Here is a 22,814-nt window from a genome sequence, read left to right as displayed (position 1 = left end):
ACGCCATGACCCACGACCTCTGGCCCCCGCTCAGCGTGATCCGCCACGCGTTGGAAACCGGCGCGGCCGTGCCCGACGATGCGCCGGACAGCGCACCCGGCACGGCCACCGTGGCCATGCCGGGAACGTCCCCTCCAACGGGCGCTGCACCGGCCCCCCGGGTGGCCGCCGCATCCGACCTGCTGCTGCCTCTTGTCGAATTGGCCCGGCGCCGCGAGGCTGTCGCTCAGCGCGCCTTTCCGGCCCGCTGGGCGCCGGGCCGCCTTGTCAGCGTGGTGCACGAAGGGCGGCTGCTCGGCGTGCTGCTCGACCGCTGCATTCAGGGCGATCTCTGGCAGGGCTGGATGGCCGCCGGCGAGGCCGATTGGGCCTCTGCCTTCGACGTGCTGCTGGAGCCCGACGACGAGCCCTTCGAGCCGATGTTCGGCGTGATCCAGTCCTGGAACGTGCTCACGCTCGAACCCAGTCCGCAGCTTTGCGCGCGCGTGCTCGGCGAGGTTTCGGCCACGCGGCTCGCCGCGATCCGCGCGGTGCACGACGAGTGGGCCGCGCATGCGCCGCTCGCCATTGCGCCGGAGCCAGGGCGCATTGCATTGCGCAGCGTGGGCGGCGTGTTCTCGGTGCTGTCGGGCACGCCGCTCGGGCCTCAGGACCCGCGTGCCGACTACCAGGAGCTGTACCGCGACGCGGGCCTGCAGCTGGGGAAGGCGCTGACGCGGCCGCAGGGTGACGAGGCTTCTTCTTCTCCCGCTCCATCGCCCGCGCGGCCGCAGCCCCGTCCCGAAGGCGGCTGGTGGGGCAGCATCCGCCGCTGGTTCGGCGCGGAAGGCTGGGCGCGCCCGGCCTTCGCGGTGCTGGCGCTGGTCGTGGTGATCCAGAACGTCGGGCTGCTCGGCGGCCGCGGTGCTCCCGAGGAAGACGAGGTGCGCTTCCGCGACGTGCCAGCCGCACCCGCGCCGGCGCGCGCCGACCTGGTGGTGCGCTGGAAGGCCGGCGTGCGCATGGACGAGGCCGACCGGCTGCTGCAGTCGATATCGGCCGACGTGGTGGGCGGGCCGGGCGATCCGGGTGGCAATGGCGTATGGCGGCTGCGGGTGCCGGAGCCAGTGGATGCGCTGGCGGTGCTGGCGGCTTCGCCGCTGGTCGAGTCGGCCGGGCCGGCCGGGGAGCAGCGGCCATGAGACACGCCACGCGCCAGTCGTCTTTCTCCCTCCCCCTTTTGGGGAGGGCAGGGGCGGGGGCACGCGGCGCATCCGGTGGGCGCTCTGCCAGCCCCCATCCCGGCCTTCCCCCAAAGGGGGAAGGAGCAAGACAACTTCGCTTGTTGCAGGCGCTGCTCATCCTGTGGCTGCTCGCCTGCGGCAGTCTCGCCTTCGCCACCCAGCGCGCCCTGCTCGTCGGTGTCTCCGAACTCGTCAACCAGCCGCAGGCGCTGTGGCTGCAGGCGCCGCGCAACGACGTGATGCTGATGCGCGACGCGCTGCTCAAGCAGGGCTTCGCGGCGCCCGACATCGCAGTGCTCGCCGACGGCGTGAGCGGCGCCGCGCTGCCCGAATCGCAAGCCATCCACGACGCGCTGGCCAGGCTGCTCGCGCAGTCGAAGAGCGGCGACTTCGTGCTGCTGTATTTCTCCGGCCACGGCACCCGTCTGCGCGACATCGCCAAGCGCTACCAGGAGCCCGACGGGCTGTCGGAGAACTTTCTCGCGCGCGACGTGCGCGGCACGCTCGGCAGCGACAACGTGCTCACGGGCGACCTGCGCGACGTCGACTTCGACGCGTGGATCCAGTCCTTCCTCGCGAAGAACGTGTTCGTCGCCTCGGTGTTCGACACCTGCTCCGCCAACTCCATGACGCGCGGCACGGCCGATGCACCCGCCACCGCCGAAGGTCCGCCCGACGACGAAGTGCGCTGGCGCGGCCTGCGCGTGACCCAACTGACGGGCGGCGCACCGCCAGCGCGACCGCAGACGCCGCCCGTGCCGGCCGAAGCCGTGCCACGCGCCCGCTACGTCGCCTTCTTCGCGTCCGAAAGCCACCAGATCACGCCCGAGCTGCGCCTGCCCCGCAAGGCGCGCAACGCCCGGCCGCAGGGCCTGCTGACTTGGGCGGTGGTGGAGGCGCTGTCGCGCAAGCCCGCCACCTGGCGCGACCTGTTCGACGGCGTGCTCGCGCAGTACCCGCCGGTCATCGACGAACTCGCGCAGCGCTTCCCTACGCGCGAGCTGCCGTCGCCGGTGGCCGAAGGCAACCTCGATGCGCCGCTGTTCGCCAACAGCGGCGCACCCGCATCTACGCGCCCCGTGTGGCGCGCGCAGCGCAGCGGCGACAGCCTGGCCATCAAGGCCGGCTTGCTCGACGGCCTCGCGCAGCAGCAGGAGCTGCGCGTGCTCGCCACGCTCGAAGACGGCGCCGTGCGCAGTGCGCCGGCCACCGTGTCGCAGATCAAGCTCGGCGGCGCATGGCTGGCCGTGCCGGCGGCGCTGAAGGATGTATCGGGCGCTGCGTTCTGGAGCGTCACGCCGATGAGCGAGCCGGCCGCCACCGCCTTGCGCGTGCGCGCGGACAAGCCGCTGCCCGCCGGCCTCAGCCTCGACTACCCGGCCGCGATCCGCCCCACCGACGATGCGGCCACCGCCGACGTGCGCTGGACCGACCTCGGCCCCTCGGGCCAGCGCCTCGAACTGCTATCACCGCTGTTCGGCGCCGCTGTCTCCACCGTGGTGCTGCCCGACACCGCCACGTTGCGCCGCCGCCTGCAGGCCCTGGCGCAGCTCAAGTGGCTCGCGCAGCTGCAGGCCTACGGCAAGGATGGCCAGCTCGACGGCTTCGATGCCGCGCTCGAAGTGTGGAGCGCCGACCGCATGTTGCGCAGCACGCCCGTTGCTCAAGCGGCGAGCGCGTTGCCCTCGCTGCGCACCGGCGAGCGCCTGCGCCTGAACGTGCGCAACACCAGCGGCCGTTCGCTCGATCTCGTCATCGCCGGCATCGACGCGCGCGGCAACCTGCAGTCGGTCTACCCCGACGAGCTCGTCGGCGAAACCAACCGCTTCAAGCGCGGCACGCCCGATCAGCCCTCGGTCAAGCGCTTCGACCTGCCCTGGCTCGATGCTGCTGGCGATGCGCGACTGCTGGTCATGGCCGTGCCCGCCACGCCCTACAGCGCGCCGCGCCTGTTCGGCGTGGCCTATGCGCAGGCCGATGTGTCCGAAGTGCGCGTGCGCGGCGGCCAGCCACCTGCAGAGAGCGGCGAGCGGCAAGTGTTCGCGGCCCTGCTGCGCAGGAGCGGCGGCGCAGCGGACGGCGGAGCCCGGCCATGACGACGCGGCCCGAGATCACGGTTTCTTTTCTTCGTTTCGATTTCCGGAGGTGATATGGCATTTCTAGACGACGGCTCCTGGAGCCCTGAAGACGCCCAGCGGTTCTACGAACTGATCGGCACCGGCTCGGCCGAAACCGACCTGGTCATGCTGATCGAGAACAAGGGTGCGCCAGTCGAAGGCGAGCTCGACCGCCCCTTCGACGACGGCAAGGCGCGCATGAACATCGGCGGCTACTACTGGTCGGTGCAGGTGCCCGAATCTTCCAGCCAGAACCAGGTCGTGCCCAACAACCTGATCGTCGCGCGCCGCAGCGACGCGGCCACCGCCACCATCGCCAGCCTGCTGCGCGCGCAGGAGAAAGACCTGAAGGTCGTCATCAGCGCCTTCAAGTCGGGCGGCGACGAGCGCTCGCCCGATGCGCAGTCGACCTTCGAGATGGTGCTGGAGAACGCGCGCATCTGCCGGCTGGTGCTCAACTCCGGCGGCCACTGGGGCGTGCCCTCGGAGCTGATCTCCATCAGCTACCGCACGGTGAAGGTCAAGTCGGCACCGCAGAAGACCACCGGCTTGCGCGGCGCGGTGCGCGAATGCCAGTTCACCCGCGCCTGAGCCTCATCACCCCACCCAGGAGCCGCACACCATGACGACCGCCGCCGAATTCCTCAAGGCCGCCGATCCGGCCGCCGCGCTCAAGGCCCTGAGCGACGACGTGCGCGCCAAGCCTTCCGACAGCAAGCACCGCGTGTTCATGGCGCAGCTGCTGTGCGTGCTCGGGCAGTGGGAGCGCGCGCTCAACCAGCTCACCGTTGCGGCCGAGCTCGACGCACTCGCCGTGCCCATGAAGCAGGTCTACGGCGAGGCCGTGCGTTGCGAGGGCCTGCGCGCCGAAGTGTTCGCCGGCACGCGCACGCCCATGATCTTCGGCCAGCCCGACCAATGGCTGGCGCTGCTCATCGAGTCGCTGCTGCGCCAGGGCCGCGGCGAGAGCGAACTGGCCGAGGACCTGCGCCAGCGCGCCTTCGACGGCGCGCCCGCCATCAGCGGCACCATCGACGGCGCACCCTTCGAATGGCTGGCCGATGCCGACATGCGACTGGGTCCGGTGCTCGAAGCCTTCGTCAACGGCAAGTACTACTGGATTCCGTATGCGCGCCTCGCGCACATCAAGATCGATCCGCCAGAAGACCTGCGCGACTGCGTGTGGATGCCCGCGCACCTGCAGTTCGAGAACGGCGGCGAAACCCTTGCGCTGATTCCCACGCGCTACGAGGGCACAGAGAAGGTGGAAGACGGCGAGCTGCGTCTCGCGCGCAAGACCGAGTGGCGCGAGTTGCGCCCCGAAGTCTGGGCCGGCTACGGCCAGCGCGTGCTCGGCAGCGACGCGGGCGAGTACGCGCTGATGGACGTGCGCGAGATCCTGTTCACGCAGGCTGAGGACACCTCGGCGGGCGAAGCCGAAGAGGGCAGCGTCGATGGCTGAGCTCACCGCGCAGGAGCGGCTGCAGCCCTCGCTGCTCGATCGCCTCGTCGACAACGCCCCCGACGAAAAGCGCGAGGGCGACGAGAAGCGCACGCTGACCAAGCAGGCACTGCGCCAGGCCGTGCTGCGCGACCTCGGCTGGCTCTTCAACGCCACCGGCTACGGCCTCTCGATGGACGACAAGCAATACCCGAACGCGGCGCGCTCGGTCATCAACTACGGATTGCCTATGCTGTCTGGCCAGTTCACCTCGTCGGTGCAGCGTGTCAGCATGGAACAGGCTTTGAAGAACGCAATCCTGCAGTTCGAGCCGCGCATTTTGTCCCGCACACTCGAAGTGGAACTCGTCATGGAAGGCCCGGCACTGGACTCCCACAACAGCATCGGCCTGCAGATACGCGGCATGCTGTGGGCGCAACCGGTGCCGCTCGAGTTCCTGATGCGAAGCCGCGTAGACCTGGAAGAAGGACGCATCGAGATCGTGGACATGGCGCAAAACCCAAGGTGAGTCCCGCATGGACCCTCGGCTGCTGAGCCTGTACGAACAGGAGCTGCGCTACTTCCGCGAAAGCGCCTCCGAGTTCGCGCGGGCATTTCCAAAGATTGCGCATCGACTTGGCATCGAGGGCCAGGAAGTGGCCGACCCGTATGTGGAGCGGCTCATCGAGGCCACGGCGTTTTTGTCGGCACGGGTGGGCCTGAAGCTCGACGCCGAATACCCGCGCTTCACGGGCCACCTGCTCGACATCGTCTACCCGCACTTTCTTTCGCCGACTCCGGCGATGGTGGTCGTGTCTTTCGTGCCCGACCCCGACGACGCGAACCTTGCGACCGGCCCCACATTGCCGCGCGGCAGCGGCCTGCGTGCAAGGCAGGCGGTGGGGCAGAACACGCACTGCGAATTCCGCACGGCCAGTGCTCTGCGCATCTGGCCCGTCGAAGTGCAGCGCGCGCAGTACTTCACCTACGCTCCCGACCTTCCGCTGAACACGCACCCGCAGTCGCGGTCCATCCGCGGCGGCCTGCGCATTGCGCTGCATGCCACGGCCGGCCTGAACTTCAGCCAGATCACGCTAGACGACCTTGTGCTGCACTTCGGCGGTGCCGAAGACGTGGCCTGGCAACTGCACGAATGCGCGCTGGGCCAGCCCATCGGCGTGCTGGTGCGGCCGCTCGCGCCCAGCGGTGCGCTGCAAGGCACAGCGCAGAGCCTGCCGGCCAGCGCCATCGGCGCGGTCGGCTTCGAGGAAGACGAAGCGCTGCTGCCCACTACCGCCACCGGCTTCTCGGGCTTTCGGCTGCTGCAGGAGTACTTCGCGTTTCCGCAGCGCTTCCAGTTCGTGCGCATCGGCGGACTCCAGGCGCTGCTCGCGGCCATGCCGGTGACCGACGTCGAAATCGTGCTGCTGTTCTCGCGCGGCGACGCAGCACTCGAAAAGCTGGTGAGCGCCGACAACGTGCAGCTGCACTGCGTGCCTGCCGTCAACCTGTTCAGCAAGCGGCTCGACCGCGTGCCCATGAGCGAGGGCGTGAGCCAGTTCCACCTGGTGCCCGACCGCACGCGCCCGCAGGACTTCGAGGTGCACACCATCACCGAAGTCATCGGTCACGGCGCGCCCGGCGCCGATGCGGTCGCGGCCGAGCAGCCTTTCAGGCCTTTCTATTCGGCCTTTCACGGCAGCCGCAACAGCCACCCGGCCTACTTCACGACCACTCGCGAGCCGCGCATGCTGTCGGTGCGACAGCGCACCGAGGGCAACCGCAGCAGCCACATCGGCTCCGAGGTCTACATGCAGATCGTCGATCCGCAGCAGGCACCGTACGCGGCCACACTGCGGCAGCTGGCGGTGACGGCGCTGTGCACCAACCGCGACCTGCCGCTCCTGATGCCGCTTGGCCGCGAGAACGACTTCGACTGCGTCGATTCCTTTCCCGTGCAGCGCGTGCGCATGGTGCGCGGGCCGTCGCGGCCGGTGTCGCCGGTGGTGAGCCAGGGGCTGGGGTGGCGCGTGGTCGACCACCTCGCGCTCAACTACCTGTCGCTGTCCGACAGCACGCCGGAGCAGGGCGCGGCAGCGCTGCGCGAAACGTTGATGCTCTATGCCGTGCATGCCGACGAGATGCGCCAGGGCCAGGTGCGCGGCCTGCTGTCGGTGAAGTGCAAGCCGGTTGCGCGCCGCCTGCCGCTGAAGGGCCCGATCGCTTTCGGGCGTGGGCTGGAGGTGACGCTCGAAGTCGACAAGGACGCCTTTCACGGCCACAGCGCCTTCGTGTTCGGGGCCGTGCTGGCGCGCTTTCTCTCGCGCCATGTGGAGGTGAACCATTTCGTCGAGACCGTGCTGCGCATCGCAGGCAAGGGCGAGACCATGCGCTGGAGGCCGCTGTGCGGGACACGACAGATTCTGTAAGCACGCGGGTGGACAACGCGCTACGCGGGTGGTCCGCGGAGCCGTGGTCGTTCGATTACTTCGCGGTGATGCGCCGGCTGGAGTCCGTCGCCAAGACCACGCCGCGCTGGGGCCGCGCGCTGCTGCCGAGCGCCGAGCCGGTGCGCGTGGGGCAGGAGCCATCGCTCTCGTTCGCACCCGCGAGCTTCAGCCGCTTCGAGCCCGCCACCGCCTATTCGCCGCCGCGCCTGCGCCAGCACTTCTTCAGCTACATCGGCCCCAACGGCCCGCTGCCGGTGCACCTGAGCGACTTCATCCGCGAGCGCAGCCTGAACCATGGCGACCCGACGTGGCTGGCCTTTCTCGACAGCTTTTCGCACCGCTTCTCGCTGCACTTCTATCGCGCGTGGGCGCAGTCGCGGCCGGCCGTGGCGCTCGACCGGCCGGGCGAAGACCGCTTCCGCCTGCAGGTCGGTGCGCTGGTCGGCATCGGCACGCCGGGCCGTGTGGACCGCGACGAGATCCATGACGACGCGCGTCTGCATTTCTCGGGCTGGCTCGCGCGCCGCGTGCACAACGTGGAGAGCGTGGAGTCGGTGCTGTGCAGCTACTTCGGCGTGCCCGTGAAGCTGGAGCGCTGGGTTGGCCACTGGATGAGCCTACCGGTAGCAGAGCTCACGCGGCTGGGGCAGGGCGAGAGCTCGCGCTCGATGGGCATGGGCGCCATGCTCGGCACCCGCGCCTGGGACCGCCAGCACCGCGTGCGCCTGCACCTGGGCCCGCTCAAGCTGGAGCAGTACCGCATGTTTCTCCCCATCGGCAATGCGCGCCCCGTGCTGCAGCGCTGGATGCAGCAACTGCTCGGCGACGAGCTCGAGTGGGACGCCGAGCTGGTGCTCGAGAAAGCACAGGTTCCGCTCACGCGCCTTGGCGACGCGAAGGGCAATGCACCGCGCCTGGGCTGGGTGTCGTGGCTCGGGCAGCGCAAGCGTTCGCGCGATGCAGCGGACGTGCGCATCGGCAATCAGTCTTTCAACAAACCCATCTTCATTCGTTCAGAAGAGATACGGAGTCCCTCATGAGTGAAATCAGCCGCACCGCCCTTTTCGGCAAACTCAACTCGCTGGCCTACAAGGCCATCGAAGGCGCCACCGTGTTCTGCAAGATGCGGGGCAATCCGTACGTGGAGCTGGAGCACTGGTTCGCCCAGCTGCTGCAGGCGCAGGACTCCGACCTGCACCGCGTGATCCAGCACTACGGGCTCGACGTATCGGTCATCGCGAAAGACATGACCACCGCGCTCGACCGCCTGCCGCGCGGCGCCACTGCCATCAGCGACTTTTCTCCGCACATAGAGAACGCCATCGAGCGCGCATGGACCTATGCCACCCTGCAGTTCGGCGAAGCGCAGGTGCGCACCGGCTACCTGCTGGTCGGCATGCTGAAGACGCAGAGCCTGCGCAACCCGCTGTTCGGCTTGTCGAAGCAGTTCGAGAAGGTCAAGGTCGAAGACCTGGCCGACAACTTCGCAAAAATCTGCGATGCCTCGCCCGAAGCGCAGATGCGCGCGCAGGACGGCACCGGCATGGGCAGCGGCGCACCAGGTGAAGACTCGGGCGCGATGGCGCCGGCCGCCATGGGCAAGGGCGACGCGCTGAAGAAGTTCGCGGTCGACCTCACCGAGAAGGCGAAGAAGGGCGAGATGGACCCGGTCACGGGCCGCGACGAAGAGATCCGCCAGATCGTCGACATCCTCATGCGCCGCCGCCAGAACAATCCGCTGCTCACCGGCGAGGCTGGCGTTGGCAAGACGGCCGTGGTCGAGGGTTTTGCGCAGCGCCTCGCACGCGGCGACGTGCCACCGCAACTGAAAGACGTGAAGCTGCTCACGCTCGACATCGGCCTGCTGCAGGCCGGCGCGAGCATGAAGGGCGAGTTCGAGCAGCGCCTGCGCCAGGTGATCGACGAGGTGCAGAGCTCGCCCACGCCCATCATCCTGTTCATCGACGAGATCCACACGCTGGTGGGTGCGGGCGGCGCGGCAGGCACGGGCGACGCGGCCAACCTGCTGAAGCCGGCTTTGGCGCGCGGCAACTTGCGCACCATCGGTGCCACCACCTGGGCCGAGTACAAGAAGTACATCGAGAAAGACCCGGCGCTCACCCGACGCTTTCAGGTGGTGCAGGTGCCCGAGCCCGACGAGACCAAGGCGATCCTGATGCTGCGTGGCGTGGCCAGCGTGCTGGAGAAGCACCACCGCGTGCAACTGCTCGACGAGGCCATCGAAGCGGCCGTGAAGCTGTCGCACCGCTACATTCCCGCGCGCCAGTTGCCCGACAAGGCCGTGAGCCTGCTCGACACGGCCTGCGCACGCGTGGCCGTGTCGCAGCACGCGACGCCGCCCGAGGTGGAAGACTGCATGCGCCGCATCGAAGGGCTCACGGTCGAGCAGGAAATCATCGGCCGCGAAGAAGCCATCGGCATCGACGTGACCAAGCGCGCAGCGCAGGTCACAGCGCTGCTGGCTGAGTCGAAGGTGCAGCTCGATGCGCTGAATGCGCGCTGGCAGGAAGAAAAGGGGCTGGTCGACCGGCTGCTTGAATTGCGCAGCAAGCTGCGCGCGGGCAACAAGCCGGTGGATACGCCTGCGGCGGCCACCGCCACCGACGCGGCACCAGCCGCCGCGGCAGAGCCCGCGCACGACCGTGCAGCGCTGCTCGCCGAGCTGCACGAGCTGCAGGCCAGGATCCACGCGGTGCAGGGCGAGTCGCCGCTCATCCTGCCTTCGGTCGACGAACAGGCCGTGGCCTCGGTCGTCGCGGACTGGACCGGCATTCCCGTCGGCCGCATGGTGAAGAACGAAGTGGAGGCGGTGCTCAAGCTTGCCGACACGCTCAACCTGCGCGTCATCGGCCAGAAGCACGGGCTGGAAATGATCGCGCGCCGCATCCAGACATCACGCGCGCGGCTCGACAACCCGCAAAAGCCCATTGGCGTGTTCATGCTCTGCGGCACCTCCGGCGTGGGCAAGACCGAGACCGCGCTTGCGCTGGCCGAGGCGCTGTATGGCGGCGAGCAGAACATCATCACCATCAACATGAGCGAGTTCCAGGAGGCGCACACCGTCTCCACGCTCAAGGGCGCGCCTCCGGGCTACGTGGGGTACGGCGAGGGCGGCATCCTGACAGAGGCCGTGCGCCGCCGCCCCTACAGCGTGGTGCTGCTCGACGAAGTGGAAAAAGCCCACCCCGACGTGCACGAGATCTTCTTCCAGGTGTTCGACAAGGGCTGGATGGAAGACGGCGAGGGTCGCATGATCGACTTTAAGAACACGATCATCCTGCTGACCACCAACGCCGGCAGCGAGCTGGTGATGAGCATGTGCCGCGACCCCGAGCTGCTGCCCGACTCCAATGCACTGGCCGATGCGCTGAAGGCGCCGCTGATGAAGGTGTTCCCGCCCGCGCTGCTGGGCCGCATCGTCACCATTCCCTATTACCCGCTGTCGCCCGAGATGATGAAGAAGATCGTGCGGCTGCAGCTGGGGCGCATCAAGAAGCGCGTCGAGACCAATCACGGCGTGCCCTTCGAGTACAGCGAAGCGGTAGTGGAACAGGTCGTCGCGCGGTGCCAGGACCCGGAGTCGGGTGGGCGCGTGATCGACGCGATCCTTACCAACACTGTGCTGCCTACGATTTCTGTCGAGTATCTGCAGCGTCTGGCTTCCGGTGGGGAGATCCGCCGGGTGGCGCTCGACGTGAAGGATGCGGACTTCACCTACGCGTTCGACTGAGATGTCGCCTTGCTCTTTTATTTGCTGCGTTGGTTCGGGGCGCGATCACGCCGACGGGGTACCTTGCTCCGCGAATGTCCCCCGGCCTGCGGCCTCCTCCTTTATTTCGCTGCGCAAGGCACCCCATCGGCGTGATCGTTCAGCGCAGTGGTTGAACGACCGGCACAAGCGCGGCGCTCACCGTGCACAGGGCATCGGGTGCTCCCCGCAGCGAAATAAAGGAGGAGCCGAAGGCGGGGGACATTCGCGGAGGGGAGTACCCGGTGTCCTGTGCACGCGCCCTGAACAAGAACACCTCGAACGACCCAACTGAGAAAAAAGAAAATGGCCGACCACGAGTTCCGCATAGAAAGCGATTCACCCGCGAAGGACGACCTGATGTTCTGGCGCATCGTCGGCCACGAGGCGCTTGCGCGTCCGTCGGCCTACGAGCTTACGGTGATCTCGCAGAACAAGGCCATCGAAGCCAAGGACATCCTCGGACATGCCTTCGACGTGGTCATCGAGTTCCAGGACGCCGACGGCGGCACGCACGAGCGCCACTGCCAGGGCCACGCGGTGCGCTTCGTGCGCGCCGGCCACATGGGGCGGCACTACGAATATCGCATCACCCTGCGCTCATGGTTCTGGCTGCTCACCAAGCGCGCCAACTCCCGCATCCTGCAAGAAAAGAAAGTTCTCGAAGTGCTCGACGCCGTGTTCGAGGACAGCCCCATCAAGCGCTTCAAGAAGACCAAGGCCGACAACGTCGTCGGCACGCACAACCCGCGCCGCTACTGCGTGCAGCACCAGGAAAGCGACTACCAGTTTCTCTCGCGCCTGCTCGAAGACGAAGGCATCTACTACTGGTTCGACGCGCATGACGCCCCCGGCACCATGCACCTTTCGGATGCCAGCGACATGGCGCACGACAAGCTGCCCGCCGCTGACACCCTGCGCCACATGGCCACCAACGCCGCCGAGCCGCGCTTCAACGAAATCTCGCGCTGGGTCAGCGGGCGCCAGTTCGACACCGGAAAGCATGCCTCGCGCGACAGCGACTTCAAGGCCATCAAGAAAAAGCTGGGTGCAGACATCGACGCCTCGGACGACCACGAACTGGCCAACCTGGAGCTGTTCGAGTTTCCGGGCGGCTACTTCACCGGCGACGAAGCCGAGACCCGCGCCAAGCTGCGCGGCGATGAACTCAACGCGCGCCGCGACCGCCACTGGGCGGTGACGCCGTGGCCCGACGTCACCGCCGGGCGCGGCTTCAAGTACGAGGGCGACCCCGACGGTACGCGCAACGGCGACTACGTCATTGCCGCCTGCACCTTCGTCGCCAGCCACCGCGGCTACGAGGGCGTGAGCGCCAGCGCCGCGGCGCGTCCCGTGCACAACGCGCTGGCCGACGTGCTGCGCGACGACGCGGTGAACGCCGACACGCTGCCTGTGCTCGAGGAGATCATCGCCGCCACACCCGCGCTGGCCGCCGCGCAGACCGGCAACAGCATCTTCCTGCTCACCGTGATGCCGGCCGATCGCCTGTTCCGCGCGCCGCGCCTCACGCCGCGGGTGACCATGCCCGGTCCGCAGACCGCCATCGTGGTCGGCCCCAAGGGCGACGAGCTGCACGTGGACGACCACGGCCGCGTGAAGGTGCACTTTCACTGGGACCGCTACGACGAGAGCAACGAGAAGTCGACCTGCTGGGTGCGCGTGTCGCAGCCCTGGGGCGGCAAGGGCTGGGGCGGCTACTTCATTCCGCGCATCGGGCAGGAGGTGATCGTCGACTTTCTCAACGGCGACCCCGACCGGCCGATCATCGTCGGGCGCGTCTACAACGACGAGCAGCCCATCCCGTACAAGTCGCCCACGCAGAGCGGCTTCAAGACCCGCTCCACGCCCGGCGGCGGTCCAGCGAACTACAACGAGATCATGTTCGAGGACAAGAAGGGCGAGGAGAACATCAACATCCACGCCGAGCTCGACATGAGCCGCAGCGTGGAGCGCGACGACTCGACCACCATCGACCGCGACCAGACCGTCACCGTCAAGCGCGACCAGACCAGCCTGGTAGACCGCGACCGCAAGAGCACCGTCACGCGCAACGACACCAACATGGTGGTGGTCGACCAGAAGAACACGGTCAAGGGAAAGCAGAACAACCAGGTGGTTGGCACTCGCACCACCTTCATCGACAGCGACGACAAGACCATGGTCACGGGCACCAGCCTGAGCGACGTGACCGGCGCGCGCACCGACACCTCGCGCGCCGGCGAAACCCGCAACGTCACCGGCAACCAGACCATCACCGTCAGCGGCAACGTCACCTACAAGGCTGCGAAGATGAGCTTCGAGGCCGCCCACATCGACTGGTTGGTGACGGGCTCCAACTCCAAGTACATCACCGTGCCCAGCGGCCCGCTGGGGCTGATGGCGGACAAGATCAAGCTGATAAGCAACACCAAGATCGAGATGATGGCGGTGGGCGACATCAACGCCACCTCCATCGGCTCGAACACCACGGTGCTGGGCTCCAATTCGAGCGGCTACATCGGCACCAACAGCGAAGCCAACATGGGCGTGACCCGCTCGACCTTCATCGGCATGAGCATCGAGAACGCGCTGGCGCTGGCCATGGCCAACGTGCTTGGCGTGAACATCGAGAACACGGCGGGCGTGAAGCTGACCAACTGCGCGGCACCCGACATCGCGGCGGTAGCGATGGATGTCAAGCAATCGGCGCTGCACACCTTCACGCCGGGCGCTGGTGGCGCGGGCGCCGGGGCAGCCGCGGTGGCCGGCGGCCTGGCCGCCGTGGCGGGCGCTGCCTCGGCCTACGTCGACATCGGCGCCACGCTCAAGCAGTACGCCGATGCGGCAACGGCACTGGGCAAGGCCGCCGACGACGCGCATGCAGAAGGCCTGCACAGCCTGGAAGACCGGCTGCGGTCGCTGGCGGGCAAGGCCAGCAACCGGCGCTTCGACGCCATCCTCGGGCTGGTGCCGATCATGGGGCTGGGGCTGCCGATCGCGGAGGTCTTTACCAGCGACCCCAGCGGCACCGCCGATCTCGGCAAGGTCAACAACGCCGTCGAGCCCGACGGCTCGGCCCGGCCGCCCGCAGAGCGCGAGCCCGAAGACGACTAGCCGGGGCGCCGAATGCAAGTCCTCAAGCCCCAGGCGCTCGGCCTCTCGACGCGGCCCATCGAGTTCCGCAAGCGGTTCGGACTCAGCGTCAGCGCGTACCTGCACCTGCCGTTCGCGCAGGGCGAGCGCGGCACGCTGTGGGCCGAGCAGTCGATGTGGTCCTTTCTTGCGAAGGAAATGGCGCAGCCGCTGATCGACGAAGGCGTTGCCAAGCTCACGCCCGAGTTCCTGGTGCACGGCAAGGCCTTCGCGCCGGCCGACCGACCCGATGCCTGCGCGGTGCGCGCGCGCTTCGGCGCGTGCGAGAAGACGTTGCTCGTCTTCGGCGAGCGGCACTGGGAGGGTACGCGCGCCACCGCGCCGCAGTCCTTCGAGTCGTTGCCGCTCGACTGGGCTGCCGCATACGGCGGCGCCGATTTCGCGCAGAACCCGCAAGGCCGGGGCCGGCAGGCGCGTGACGGCGTCCTGTGGCTGCCGAACACCGAGTTGCCGCAAGACCGGCTGCTGCGGCCCGACCAGGCCATTGCGCCGGCCGGCTTCGGCGCGCTTGACCTGATGCATCCGCAGCGCGCGCAGTACCGCGGCACCTACGACGCCGACTACCTGAAGCTGCATGCGCCGGGCTTTGCGCCCGACACCGACTGGCGCTACTTCAACCTCGCGCCTCCCGACCAGTGGATGGCCGCGCCGCTCGCCGGCGACGAGCCTTTCGCCTTCGACAACATGCACCCGCAAAAGCCGCGCATCGAAGGCCGCCTGCCGGGCCTGCGCGCGCGCGTGTTCGTCGGCTACAGGATTGCCGGCAGCAGCGAGCCCAAGGTGCGTGAGGTGCCGCTGCGGCTGACCACCGTGTGGTTCTTCCCGCACGCTGAGCGCTGCATCGCGATCTTCCAGGGGCTGGCCGAGGTCGGCACCGACGACGGCTCCGACGTGGCCAGCCTGATGGGCGCGGTAGAGCGCACCGGCGAGCCGCGCAGCGACGCGCATTACCTTGAGGCCGCCGCGAAGCGCGCAGACCCGAAGATGGGCCCCGTCTACGCCATCATCGACAGCGACCTGCTGCCCGAAGGCATCGGCACGCTCGATCCCGACGTGGAAGCCGCCAAGGCGCCGTTCGGCATGGACGGCCTGCAGGGCGAGGCGCAGTACCGCCGGGCCGAGATGGACGTCGAGTTCGCGCGCGACAAGGCCGTGGAAATGGGCAAGGACCCCGACGCGCTCGGCATCAAGATGCCGCCGCGCGAGAAGGTGCCTGTGGGCGACGAGCTGCCCCCCTACATCGAGAAGAAGATGAAGGAGGCCAACGCGCAGGGCTGGGCTGCCGTCGAAGACGCCGTGACCGTGCTTGAGAAGGCACTGGAAGCGGCGGAGCAGCACCGCATCGACCTCGCCAAGGTGCAGCACCGCGGGCCGCCGCTCTACCACGCCGAGAAGCATCTGGCCGAGATGCAGGCGCAGGCGGCAGGCAGCACCCGCAAGGTCGACCTGACGCCGATGTTCCCCAAGCTCTGCGAACTCGAGGAAGTGCAGCGCAAGGGCTACCTGCAGTCCGCCCATGTGCAGCCGCCGGCCTTTGCGATGCCGGCCGATGCGGCAGCGGCATTGCGTGCGGAAATGACGCGTGCCATCGCGGCCGGCATCAAGCTGTTTTCGCGCGCCGACTTCACGGGCGCCGACTTCTCGGGCCTCGACCTGCGTGAGGTGAACTTCGAAGGCGCATGGCTGGAGAGCGTCAACTTCAGCAATGCCAACCTCTCGGGCGCCACTTTCGCGGGGGCCGTGCTCGCGCATGCGAACCTCGAAGGCGCCATTGCCATCGGTGCCAGCTTTCGCGAGGCCAACCTCGGCAAGGCGCGGCTCGCGCGCGGCGTGTTCGACGGCAGCGATTTCTCGCAGGCCATGCTCATGCACTGCGCCTTCGGCGGCACGCAGATGCGGCGCGCCAACTTTACGAAAGCCCAGCTGCTCGACACCACCTGGGGCGAGGCGGACTGGACCGGTGCACTGCTCGCGGGCCAGGTCTTTCACAAGCTCGACCTGAAGGGCATGCGCTGGCCCGAGGCCGACCTGTCGGCCTGCAACTTCATCGAGTGCGACCTCACGGGCGTGGACATGCACGACGCCACACTCGCAGCCGCCACCTTCGTCACCTGCAAGCTCGACGCGGCCCGGCTCATGGGCGCGAAGTGCGCCGGCGCCGTGGCGGTGAAGGGCACCAGCCTCGCCGATGCCGAGATGGGCGTGGCCGACCTGCGCAACTTCAACTTCGGCGCGTCCGACCTGCGCGGCGCGAAACTGGTGCGCGCCATGCTCGACGGCGCCAACCTCTGTGATGCGCGGCTCGACGGGGCCGACCTGCGGCTGGCCAGCGCCAAGGGCGTGCTGATGCGCAAAGCCGTGTGCACTGGCGCGCTGCTGTCGGGCGTGAACTTCAGCGACGCGGTGTTCCAGTCGGCCGACCTGCGCGGCGCCGACCTGCGGCGCAGCAACCTCTTCGGTGCCGACCTGAGCCGCGTGCGGCTCGACGGCTCGACCAGCTTCGACGGCGCGTTGCTCCAGCGTGCGCGCACCTGGCCCCGGCTCACCCCTGAGCAGCAGGCAGCAGCATGACACCCCAACTGCTCGCCATTGCCGTTGGCGTCGGAGAGACGCTGGAAGGGCTCGACCTGCGCAAGGGCCAGTTCGCGAAACTGCCGTTGGGCGGTGGCGTGTTCTCCAAAGTCAACCTTGCCGAAGCCGACCTGCGCGCAGCAGACCTTCGCGAGACCGTGTTCGACCAGTGCGACCTGCGCGGCGCGCTCGTCTCGGGTGCGAACCTGCGCAAGGCCGTGTTCAATCGCTGCCTGCTCGACCACGTCGACCTGCGCGAGGCCAACCTGCACGGCGCGGTGTTCACCGAATGCGACCTGACGCACGCGCAGCTGGCCGGCACCGTGCTCACCATGGCCACCGTCGCGAAGTGCCGGCTCGACCATGCGGTGCTGCGCGGCGCGCAGCTCGACTCGGCGGTGTTCAGCCAGTCGGTGCTGCTGGACGTGTGCGCCGACGACACCAGCTGGCACTACACCACGGTGAACGAGTGCGACCTGTCGCACCTCACGTGGACCGGCGCGCGCATGCTGCGCAACGTGTTCTTCAAGACTTCGCTGAAGGGCATGTCGTTCGCGGGGCTGGAGCTGGAGGGCTGCCAGTTCTCGTTTACCGACCTGGGCGGCGCGGACTTCAGCGGCATCGTGCTGCGGCAGTGCAACTTCCAGGGTGCACGGCTCGACGGCGCGAAATTCGCGAAGGCGGTGGCGCCCTCGTCGATCTTCTGCGAGGCGAGCGGCACGGGGTGCGACTTCTCGGGCGCGAAGCTGAGGCAGGCGCTGTTCACCGGGGCCGTGCTGCCGCAGGCCAACTTCTCGGGCTGCGACCTGTACCAGACGCACTTCGCGGGCGCCAAGCTGCGCGGCGCCAACTTCACGGGTGCCGAACTCACCTATGCCGATTTCCGCCATGCCGACCTGGGCACCGCCGACCTGCGCCACGCCACGCTGATGCGCACCGTGCTGCATGGCGCCAATACGGAAGACGCGCAGATGACCGACCGCGCACGCGCCATCGAGAGCGACCCTGAGCTGGAGAAATCCGAGCGCTGGCAGCCGTTGGTCGCATGACGCCACATCGCAGCCACACCACATCGAAGCACGTAACGGAGGAACACACCATGAAGACAAGCAGCCTGAAACCAGCGCCCGCCCAGGCCATCACCGGCCAGTGGTGCGTCGGCGTGCTCGGCCTCGACGAGGTCGGGGCGCTCGTCGTCGACAGCGGCGGTCTGCGGCTTCGCACGCGGCGCGCGGCGAGCTGCCTGCTCGAACCGGCGGCCGGCGACAGCGTTGCCTGCCTGCGCATCGCGCCCGACGAGGTCTGGGTCATGGCCGTGTTGCAGCGCGAAGAAGGCACCGCCAACGTCGTCAGCTGCGAAGGCAACAACATGCGCATCGCCGTGGAAGGCGGCCGGCTCGAACTCGCGGCCGGAGAGCTCGACGTGGCCACCCAGCGCACGCGCCTGGCCACCGACACCGCCGACGTCGTCGGCCGCCAGCTCACCGTGGTGGGCACCGGCATCAAGCTGGTCGGCTCGGTGCTGTCTTCGGTAATGGACCGTGTGCAGCATTTCAGCAAGCACTACCTGCGCACCACCGACGGCATCGACCGCGTGGCGGCAACGCACCTGGAGTGCGAGGCGAAACAGCTGCTGCGGCTCGAAGGCGAGCACACGCTGGTCAACGGCCGCGAGCTCATCAAGGCGCGCGGCGCGCAGATCCACTTCGGCTGAAGCGAAAAGGGAGAACAGGAAATGTTCGCCAACTGCCAGCTGATGGGCACCGACATGGGCTTTCCCGATGTCTGCATCACGCCCGCCGCGCCGTCGCCCATTCCGGTGCCGTATCCGAACATCGCGATGGGGCCGATGGCGATTCCGAACTGCCCCACGATCCTCATCATGGGCGGGCCGGCGCACAACCTCGGCACCACCATTCCCATGACCAACGGCGACAACCCGGGCGTGATGCTGGGCGTGGCCTCGGGCACGGTGATGGGGCCGAGCCGCCATCTCACCGGCGCCTTCACGGTACTGTGGATGGGCATGCCCGCGTCGCGGCTCACCAGCACGTCGCTGCAGAACAGCACGAATTGCCCTGGTGTGCGCACGGTGCCGAGCCAGCCGCTGGTGCTGTTGCTGGCGCCGTAGGCGGAGGTAGCTGCGCGGCCGCACGGCGGTGCGGCTCGCGAGGGAGGGGAACGCAAAAAAAGGGACGGGAAGCATGGCCGATCACAAGTTCAGCATCCAGGGCGATTCGCCCGTAGTCGACAAGCTCATGTTCTGGCGCATCGTGGGCCACGAGGTGCTTGCGCGCCCGTCGGCCTACGAACTCACCGTGCTGACCGACAACGAAAGCATCGATGCAGCGGACGTGCTGGGCCGCTCCTTCGACGTGGTGATCGAGTTCGCCGATGCCGACGGCGACATCCACAAGCGGCACTGCCAGGGGCATGCCGTGCGCTTCACGCGCGTGGCACAGAGTGGGCGCTTCCTCGAATACCGCATCAGCCTGCGCTCGTGGTTCTGGCTGCTGAGCAAGCGCGTCAACGCGCGCATCCTGCAGAACAAGCCGGTGTTGGGCGTGATCGATGCCGTGCTCGACGACAGCCCCATCGGCAGCCTCAAGAAGCTCAAGGCGGGCGGCGTGGTCGGCCCCCATGAGCCCCACGTGTACTGCGTGCAATACCGGGAGAGCGACTACCAGTTTCTCTCGCGCCTTCTGGAAGAAGAGGGCATCTACTACTGGTTCGACGCGCACGACGCGCCCGGTACCCTGTACCTGTCGGACAGCAGCACGCTGGCGCACGAGAAACTGCCCGTTGCCGACACGCTGAACCATGCAGAGCGCGGTGCGTCGGAAGGGCGCTTCAACGAGATCACGCGCTGGATCAGCTCGCGCCAGTTCGAATCGGGCAAGTTCGCGTCGCGCGACCGCGACTTCAAGGTCATCAGCAAGCAGCTGCGCGCCGACAAGGGTGATCCCGACACGCACGAGCTGTCGGACCTCGAAGTGTTCGAGTTCCCGGGCGGCTATCAGTCGGGCGACGACACCGACAACCTTGCGCAGCTGCGGCTTGACGAACTCATCGGCCGGCGGCAGCGCCATTGGGCATTGACCAGCTGGCCCGACGTGACGGCCGGGCGCAGCTTCGCGTTCAAGGGCGACCCCGATGGCAAGCGCGACGGCGATTACCTGATCGCGGCCTGCACCTTCGTCGCGAGCCACCCCGGCTACGAGGGCGCGAACTTTCCCGAGAGCCGGCGTTCGATCGACGTCGTGCTGCACGACGCGCTGGCCGACGACCCCGTCAACACCGGGCTGGGCGAACTGGTGGGCGACCTGATCGCAGAGACGCCGGCGCTGAGCACCGGCCAGCGCGCGAGCAGCAGCTTTCTGCTCACGGTGATTCCGCTGAACACGCCCTGGCGCCCGCCACGCCTGACGCCGCGCGTCACCATGCCCGGCCCGCAGAGCGCCATCGTCACCGGCCGCAGCGGCGAGCAGATCTGGACCGAGGAGCACGGCCGCGTGAAGGTGCAGTTCCACTGGGACCGCTACGGCAAGAACGACGAGAACAGCTCATGCTGGGTGCGCGTGTCGCATCCCTGGGCCGGCAAGAGCTGGGGCGCGATCAGCATTCCGCGCATCGGCCAGGAAGTGATCGTCGATTTTCTGGATGGCGACCCCGACCAGCCCATCATCGTCGGGCGCTTCTACAACGGCGAATCGATGGCGCCCTTCGGCTTGCCGGCCGGCGCCGTGGTGAGCGGCATCAAGTCGAACACGCACAAGGGCAAGGGCTACAACGAGCTTTCGATGGACGACACCGCCGGCAAGGAGAAGGTGACCATCCACGGCCAGTACGACATGAACACCACGGTCGAGAACAACCAGACAACCACCGTGCACAACAGCCGCACCGACACCATCGACGTGGATGACTCGGAGAGCGTGGGCAACAACCAGAAGCAGCACGTGGGCGTCGACCAGACCGTGTCGATAGGCTCCAACCGAAGCGAGACTGTGGGCGGCACCGAGACCATCGTCATCACCGGCCACCGCACCGAGACCGTGAACGGCGGCGAGACCGTGACCGTGAACGGCGGGCGCAGTCACACCGTCAATGGCATGCAGACCACCACCATCTCGGTGGCCGAGGCGCACACCGTGGGCGCGGGGCGCATGCATACCGTGGGTGCGGGCGAAGCGGTCACCGTAGGCGGCGTGCAGACGGTGACGGTCGGTGGAGCTCGCATGGTGACAGTGGGCGGCGTCCAGAAACTCACTGTCGGCGCGCTTCACTCCGTGACGGTCGTCGGACCGCACAAGCTCTCGGCGGCCGCGATCAGCGAAACCGCCAAGGGTCCAATCAAGGTCAAGGCCGGCGCGCTCTGCGTGGTCGAGGCACCAACCATCATGCTCAAGGCTGGCGGCAGCAAGATCGTCATGAATGCGGGTGGCATCACCATCAAGGGAGCCAAGATCACCATCAAGGCTGATGGCAGCGCATCGTTCAAGGCGGGTGGCTCCATCAAGATCAAGGGCGCAAACTTAGGGGAGGACTGACCCATGGAAGACAACGATCTCCAGAACGCGCGCGCTGTCCTCGCAGGTGTCGCGGCCTGGTCGAAATTGTCGGGTGAGGGCGTGGCGTTGGCCGCTTTCGCGGGTTTCGACGGCGAGGGGCGGTTCCTGGTGTCGCTCAGCGCAGCGACGCCGCCAGTGCAGGCATTGTCGACCGTCGGCTTTGACAGTGCCGAGGCCGGTGCGGCCGTCGTGGTTGCCTTCGAAAAGGGAGACCTGCGGCGGCCAGTGATCGTGGGGCGGCTGCAGGCGCCACATGGCGAGCCACGAATTCCGACGACCGATGTCCGGGTGGACGGACGGCACGTCCTGCTGGAGGCGAGCGAGCGCATCGAGCTGCGTTGCGGCGATGCCAGCATCGTGCTGACGAGCGCGGGCAAGGTGCTCATCAACGGCAACTATGTTCTTTCGCGTTCGCGCGGTGCGAACCGGATGAAGGGCGCGTACGTCGGCATCAACTGACATGCGCCGATCGAAAGTCTCCTCTATGTGGCAACTCGAAAACCGCACGCCCTATGCCGCTGAACGCACCTGGGTGCGCGACCTCGACGGCGCGGAGATCTGGGTCGTCGCGGTCAAGTGCAGCTTCGACATCGGGCCTGGCGGCGAGATGGCGATCGCGGCGGTTCAACCACCCGTCTCGCAGGCGCCGGAATTCACGAATCCAGCCGCTGGTTTGGCGCTGAGCCTGAAATACGACATGGACTTGGTGCGCACCAAGCTAACTACCGACGTGGTGCTGAACGGTCACGCGTATGCGCCTCGGGGCGAGGCAGTGAGCGCGCTCGATGTCGGCCTTCGCATCGGGCCCGTGACCAAGCGGCTGCGAGTGACGGGCGACCGGGTATGGCTTGGCGATTCACCCTCGCTGCCGAGGCCCTTCACCGCGATGCCGATGGTCTATGAGCGGGCCTATGGTGGTATCGATCCGGGTACGCGCGACAGCTCGGCACCGCGGTGGGACGTACGCAATCCGGCCGGCACGGGGTTCGCATTGGATGCTTCGCACATCGAAGGTCTGCGCCTGCCCAATATCGAATACCCCGACCAGTGCGTCACGGCCTGGAGCGACCGACCGCAGCCCGCGTGCTTCGCACCGCTTTGCAACCACTGGCAGCCGCGCGTCGCGTTGGCCGGCACCTATGACGACGCGTGGAGGCAGGACCAACTGCCCCTGCTGCCGCGGGACTTCGACGACCGGCACTATCAGTGCGCGCCCCAGGATCAGCAGGCGCCCGATTTCCTTGTGGGTGGCGAGCTCGCGATGTTGATTCACCTGTCGCCGCATGCTGAGCAACTGTGCTTTGAATTACCGACGGTGGTCCTTGGCTTCGAGACTTCTTTTTCGGACGGTGGGCGTGTGCGGCACGGGCCCGCGAATCTGCACACTGTGATCTTGGAGCCAGACGAATCCCGTCTTTCCATGGTGTGGCACAGCGCGCTGCATTGCCACGCGGAGGTTCACCGGCTGCTCAGAACATGCATCGTCGAGGTTCCATGATGGGACACACCTCCAGCCAAG

16 protein-coding genes are annotated in these 22,814 nt (G+C 67.8%); all 16 read left to right on the top strand.

Annotated features, from left to right (window positions below):
• The first annotated feature begins 5 nt into the window (after window positions 1-5).
• On the top strand, window positions 6-1,181 hold the full coding sequence (locus tag ACSFCA_RS33110) for a hypothetical protein (protein WP_435462423.1): 1,176 nt from the start codon (window positions 6-8) through the stop codon (window positions 1,179-1,181).
• Between the two features lie 140 nt (window positions 1,182-1,321).
• Window positions 1,322-3,319, top strand: a complete 1,998-nt coding sequence (locus ACSFCA_RS33105; protein WP_435462424.1) for a caspase family protein — start codon at window positions 1,322-1,324, stop codon at window positions 3,317-3,319.
• A gap of 54 nt (window positions 3,320-3,373) precedes the next feature.
• A complete protein-coding gene (locus ACSFCA_RS33100) occupies window positions 3,374-3,931 on the top strand; it encodes a type VI secretion system tube protein Hcp (RefSeq protein ID WP_258351508.1) in 558 nt (185 codons plus the stop codon).
• Between the two features lie 31 nt (window positions 3,932-3,962).
• Window positions 3,963-4,802, top strand: coding sequence for a type VI secretion system accessory protein TagJ (locus ACSFCA_RS33095; protein WP_093058743.1), 840 nt, complete (start codon window positions 3,963-3,965; stop codon window positions 4,800-4,802).
• A complete protein-coding gene (gene tssE / locus ACSFCA_RS33090) occupies window positions 4,795-5,310 on the top strand; it encodes a type VI secretion system baseplate subunit TssE (protein WP_093058744.1) in 516 nt (171 codons plus the stop codon). Before ACSFCA_RS33095 ends, tssE begins: the two co-directional genes overlap by 8 nt.
• 7 nt (window positions 5,311-5,317) lie before the next feature.
• A complete protein-coding gene (gene tssF / locus ACSFCA_RS33085; protein ID WP_435462425.1) occupies window positions 5,318-7,210 on the top strand; it encodes a type VI secretion system baseplate subunit TssF in 1,893 nt (630 codons plus the stop codon).
• A gap of 8 nt (window positions 7,211-7,218) precedes the next feature.
• Window positions 7,219-8,271, top strand: coding sequence for a type VI secretion system baseplate subunit TssG (tssG, locus tag ACSFCA_RS33080; protein ID WP_435462426.1), 1,053 nt, complete (start codon window positions 7,219-7,221; stop codon window positions 8,269-8,271).
• Window positions 8,268-10,982 carry a type VI secretion system ATPase TssH gene (gene tssH / locus ACSFCA_RS33075; protein ID WP_435462427.1) on the top strand — a complete coding sequence of 905 codons (2,715 nt, stop codon included), beginning with the start codon at window positions 8,268-8,270 and terminating at the stop codon, window positions 10,980-10,982. The genes tssG and tssH overlap by 4 nt, the downstream gene beginning before the upstream one ends.
• 324 nt (window positions 10,983-11,306) lie before the next feature.
• Window positions 11,307-14,114, top strand: a complete 2,808-nt coding sequence (locus ACSFCA_RS33070; RefSeq protein WP_435462428.1) for a type VI secretion system Vgr family protein — start codon at window positions 11,307-11,309, stop codon at window positions 14,112-14,114.
• A gap of 12 nt (window positions 14,115-14,126) precedes the next feature.
• The gene (locus ACSFCA_RS33065; RefSeq protein WP_435462429.1) at window positions 14,127-16,724 is read left to right on the top strand and encodes a DUF2169 family type VI secretion system accessory protein; all 2,598 of its coding nucleotides are present in this window, start codon (window positions 14,127-14,129) and stop codon (window positions 16,722-16,724) included.
• Complete coding sequence (locus tag ACSFCA_RS33060) at window positions 16,721-17,773, top strand: pentapeptide repeat-containing protein (RefSeq protein ID WP_435462430.1); 1,053 nt, start codon at window positions 16,721-16,723, stop codon at window positions 17,771-17,773. The genes ACSFCA_RS33065 and ACSFCA_RS33060 overlap by 4 nt, the downstream gene beginning before the upstream one ends.
• Before the next feature lie 50 nt (window positions 17,774-17,823).
• A complete protein-coding gene (locus ACSFCA_RS33055) occupies window positions 17,824-18,438 on the top strand; it encodes a DUF3540 domain-containing protein (RefSeq protein WP_435462431.1) in 615 nt (204 codons plus the stop codon).
• Between the two features lie 21 nt (window positions 18,439-18,459).
• Window positions 18,460-18,855: a DUF4150 domain-containing protein gene (locus ACSFCA_RS33050; RefSeq protein WP_093058752.1), complete on the top strand. Its 396-nt coding sequence runs from the start codon at window positions 18,460-18,462 to the stop codon at window positions 18,853-18,855.
• Window positions 18,856-18,928: 73 nt separating this feature from the next.
• Window positions 18,929-21,274, top strand: a complete 2,346-nt coding sequence (locus ACSFCA_RS33045; protein WP_435462432.1) for a type VI secretion system Vgr family protein — start codon at window positions 18,929-18,931, stop codon at window positions 21,272-21,274.
• Between the two features lie 3 nt (window positions 21,275-21,277).
• Window positions 21,278-21,754, top strand: a complete 477-nt coding sequence (locus tag ACSFCA_RS33040; protein WP_435462433.1) for a DUF6484 domain-containing protein — start codon at window positions 21,278-21,280, stop codon at window positions 21,752-21,754.
• 25 nt (window positions 21,755-21,779) lie between these two features.
• A complete protein-coding gene (locus ACSFCA_RS33035; protein ID WP_435462434.1) occupies window positions 21,780-22,793 on the top strand; it encodes a DUF2169 family type VI secretion system accessory protein in 1,014 nt (337 codons plus the stop codon).
• Window positions 22,794-22,814 lie beyond the last annotated feature (21 nt).

The sequence above is a fragment of the Variovorax multivorans genome (genome assembly GCF_051216835.1).
GTDB lineage: Bacteria > Pseudomonadota > Gammaproteobacteria > Burkholderiales > Burkholderiaceae_C > Variovorax.
This window is presented reverse-complemented; position numbering and strand designations above follow the sequence as displayed.

Coding starts and splice junctions, on each gene's coding strand:
- ACSFCA_RS33095 (WP_093058743.1), top strand. CDS start 3,963: ATGACGACCGCCGCCGAATTCCTCAAGGCCGCCGATCCGGCCGCCGCG.
- tssE (WP_093058744.1), top strand. CDS start 4,795: ATGGCTGAGCTCACCGCGCAGGAGCGGCTGCAGCCCTCGCTGCTCGAT.
- ACSFCA_RS33100 (WP_258351508.1), top strand. CDS start 3,374: ATGGCATTTCTAGACGACGGCTCCTGGAGCCCTGAAGACGCCCAGCGG.
- ACSFCA_RS33060 (WP_435462430.1), top strand. CDS start 16,721: ATGACACCCCAACTGCTCGCCATTGCCGTTGGCGTCGGAGAGACGCTG.
- tssF (WP_435462425.1), top strand. CDS start 5,318: ATGGACCCTCGGCTGCTGAGCCTGTACGAACAGGAGCTGCGCTACTTC.
- ACSFCA_RS33065 (WP_435462429.1), top strand. CDS start 14,127: ATGCAAGTCCTCAAGCCCCAGGCGCTCGGCCTCTCGACGCGGCCCATC.
- ACSFCA_RS33035 (WP_435462434.1), top strand. CDS start 21,780: ATGTGGCAACTCGAAAACCGCACGCCCTATGCCGCTGAACGCACCTGG.
- ACSFCA_RS33070 (WP_435462428.1), top strand. CDS start 11,307: ATGGCCGACCACGAGTTCCGCATAGAAAGCGATTCACCCGCGAAGGAC.
- tssH (WP_435462427.1), top strand. CDS start 8,268: ATGAGTGAAATCAGCCGCACCGCCCTTTTCGGCAAACTCAACTCGCTG.
- ACSFCA_RS33040 (WP_435462433.1), top strand. CDS start 21,278: ATGGAAGACAACGATCTCCAGAACGCGCGCGCTGTCCTCGCAGGTGTC.
- ACSFCA_RS33050 (WP_093058752.1), top strand. CDS start 18,460: ATGTTCGCCAACTGCCAGCTGATGGGCACCGACATGGGCTTTCCCGAT.
- ACSFCA_RS33110 (WP_435462423.1), top strand. CDS start 6: ATGACCCACGACCTCTGGCCCCCGCTCAGCGTGATCCGCCACGCGTTG.
- ACSFCA_RS33055 (WP_435462431.1), top strand. CDS start 17,824: ATGAAGACAAGCAGCCTGAAACCAGCGCCCGCCCAGGCCATCACCGGC.
- ACSFCA_RS33045 (WP_435462432.1), top strand. CDS start 18,929: ATGGCCGATCACAAGTTCAGCATCCAGGGCGATTCGCCCGTAGTCGAC.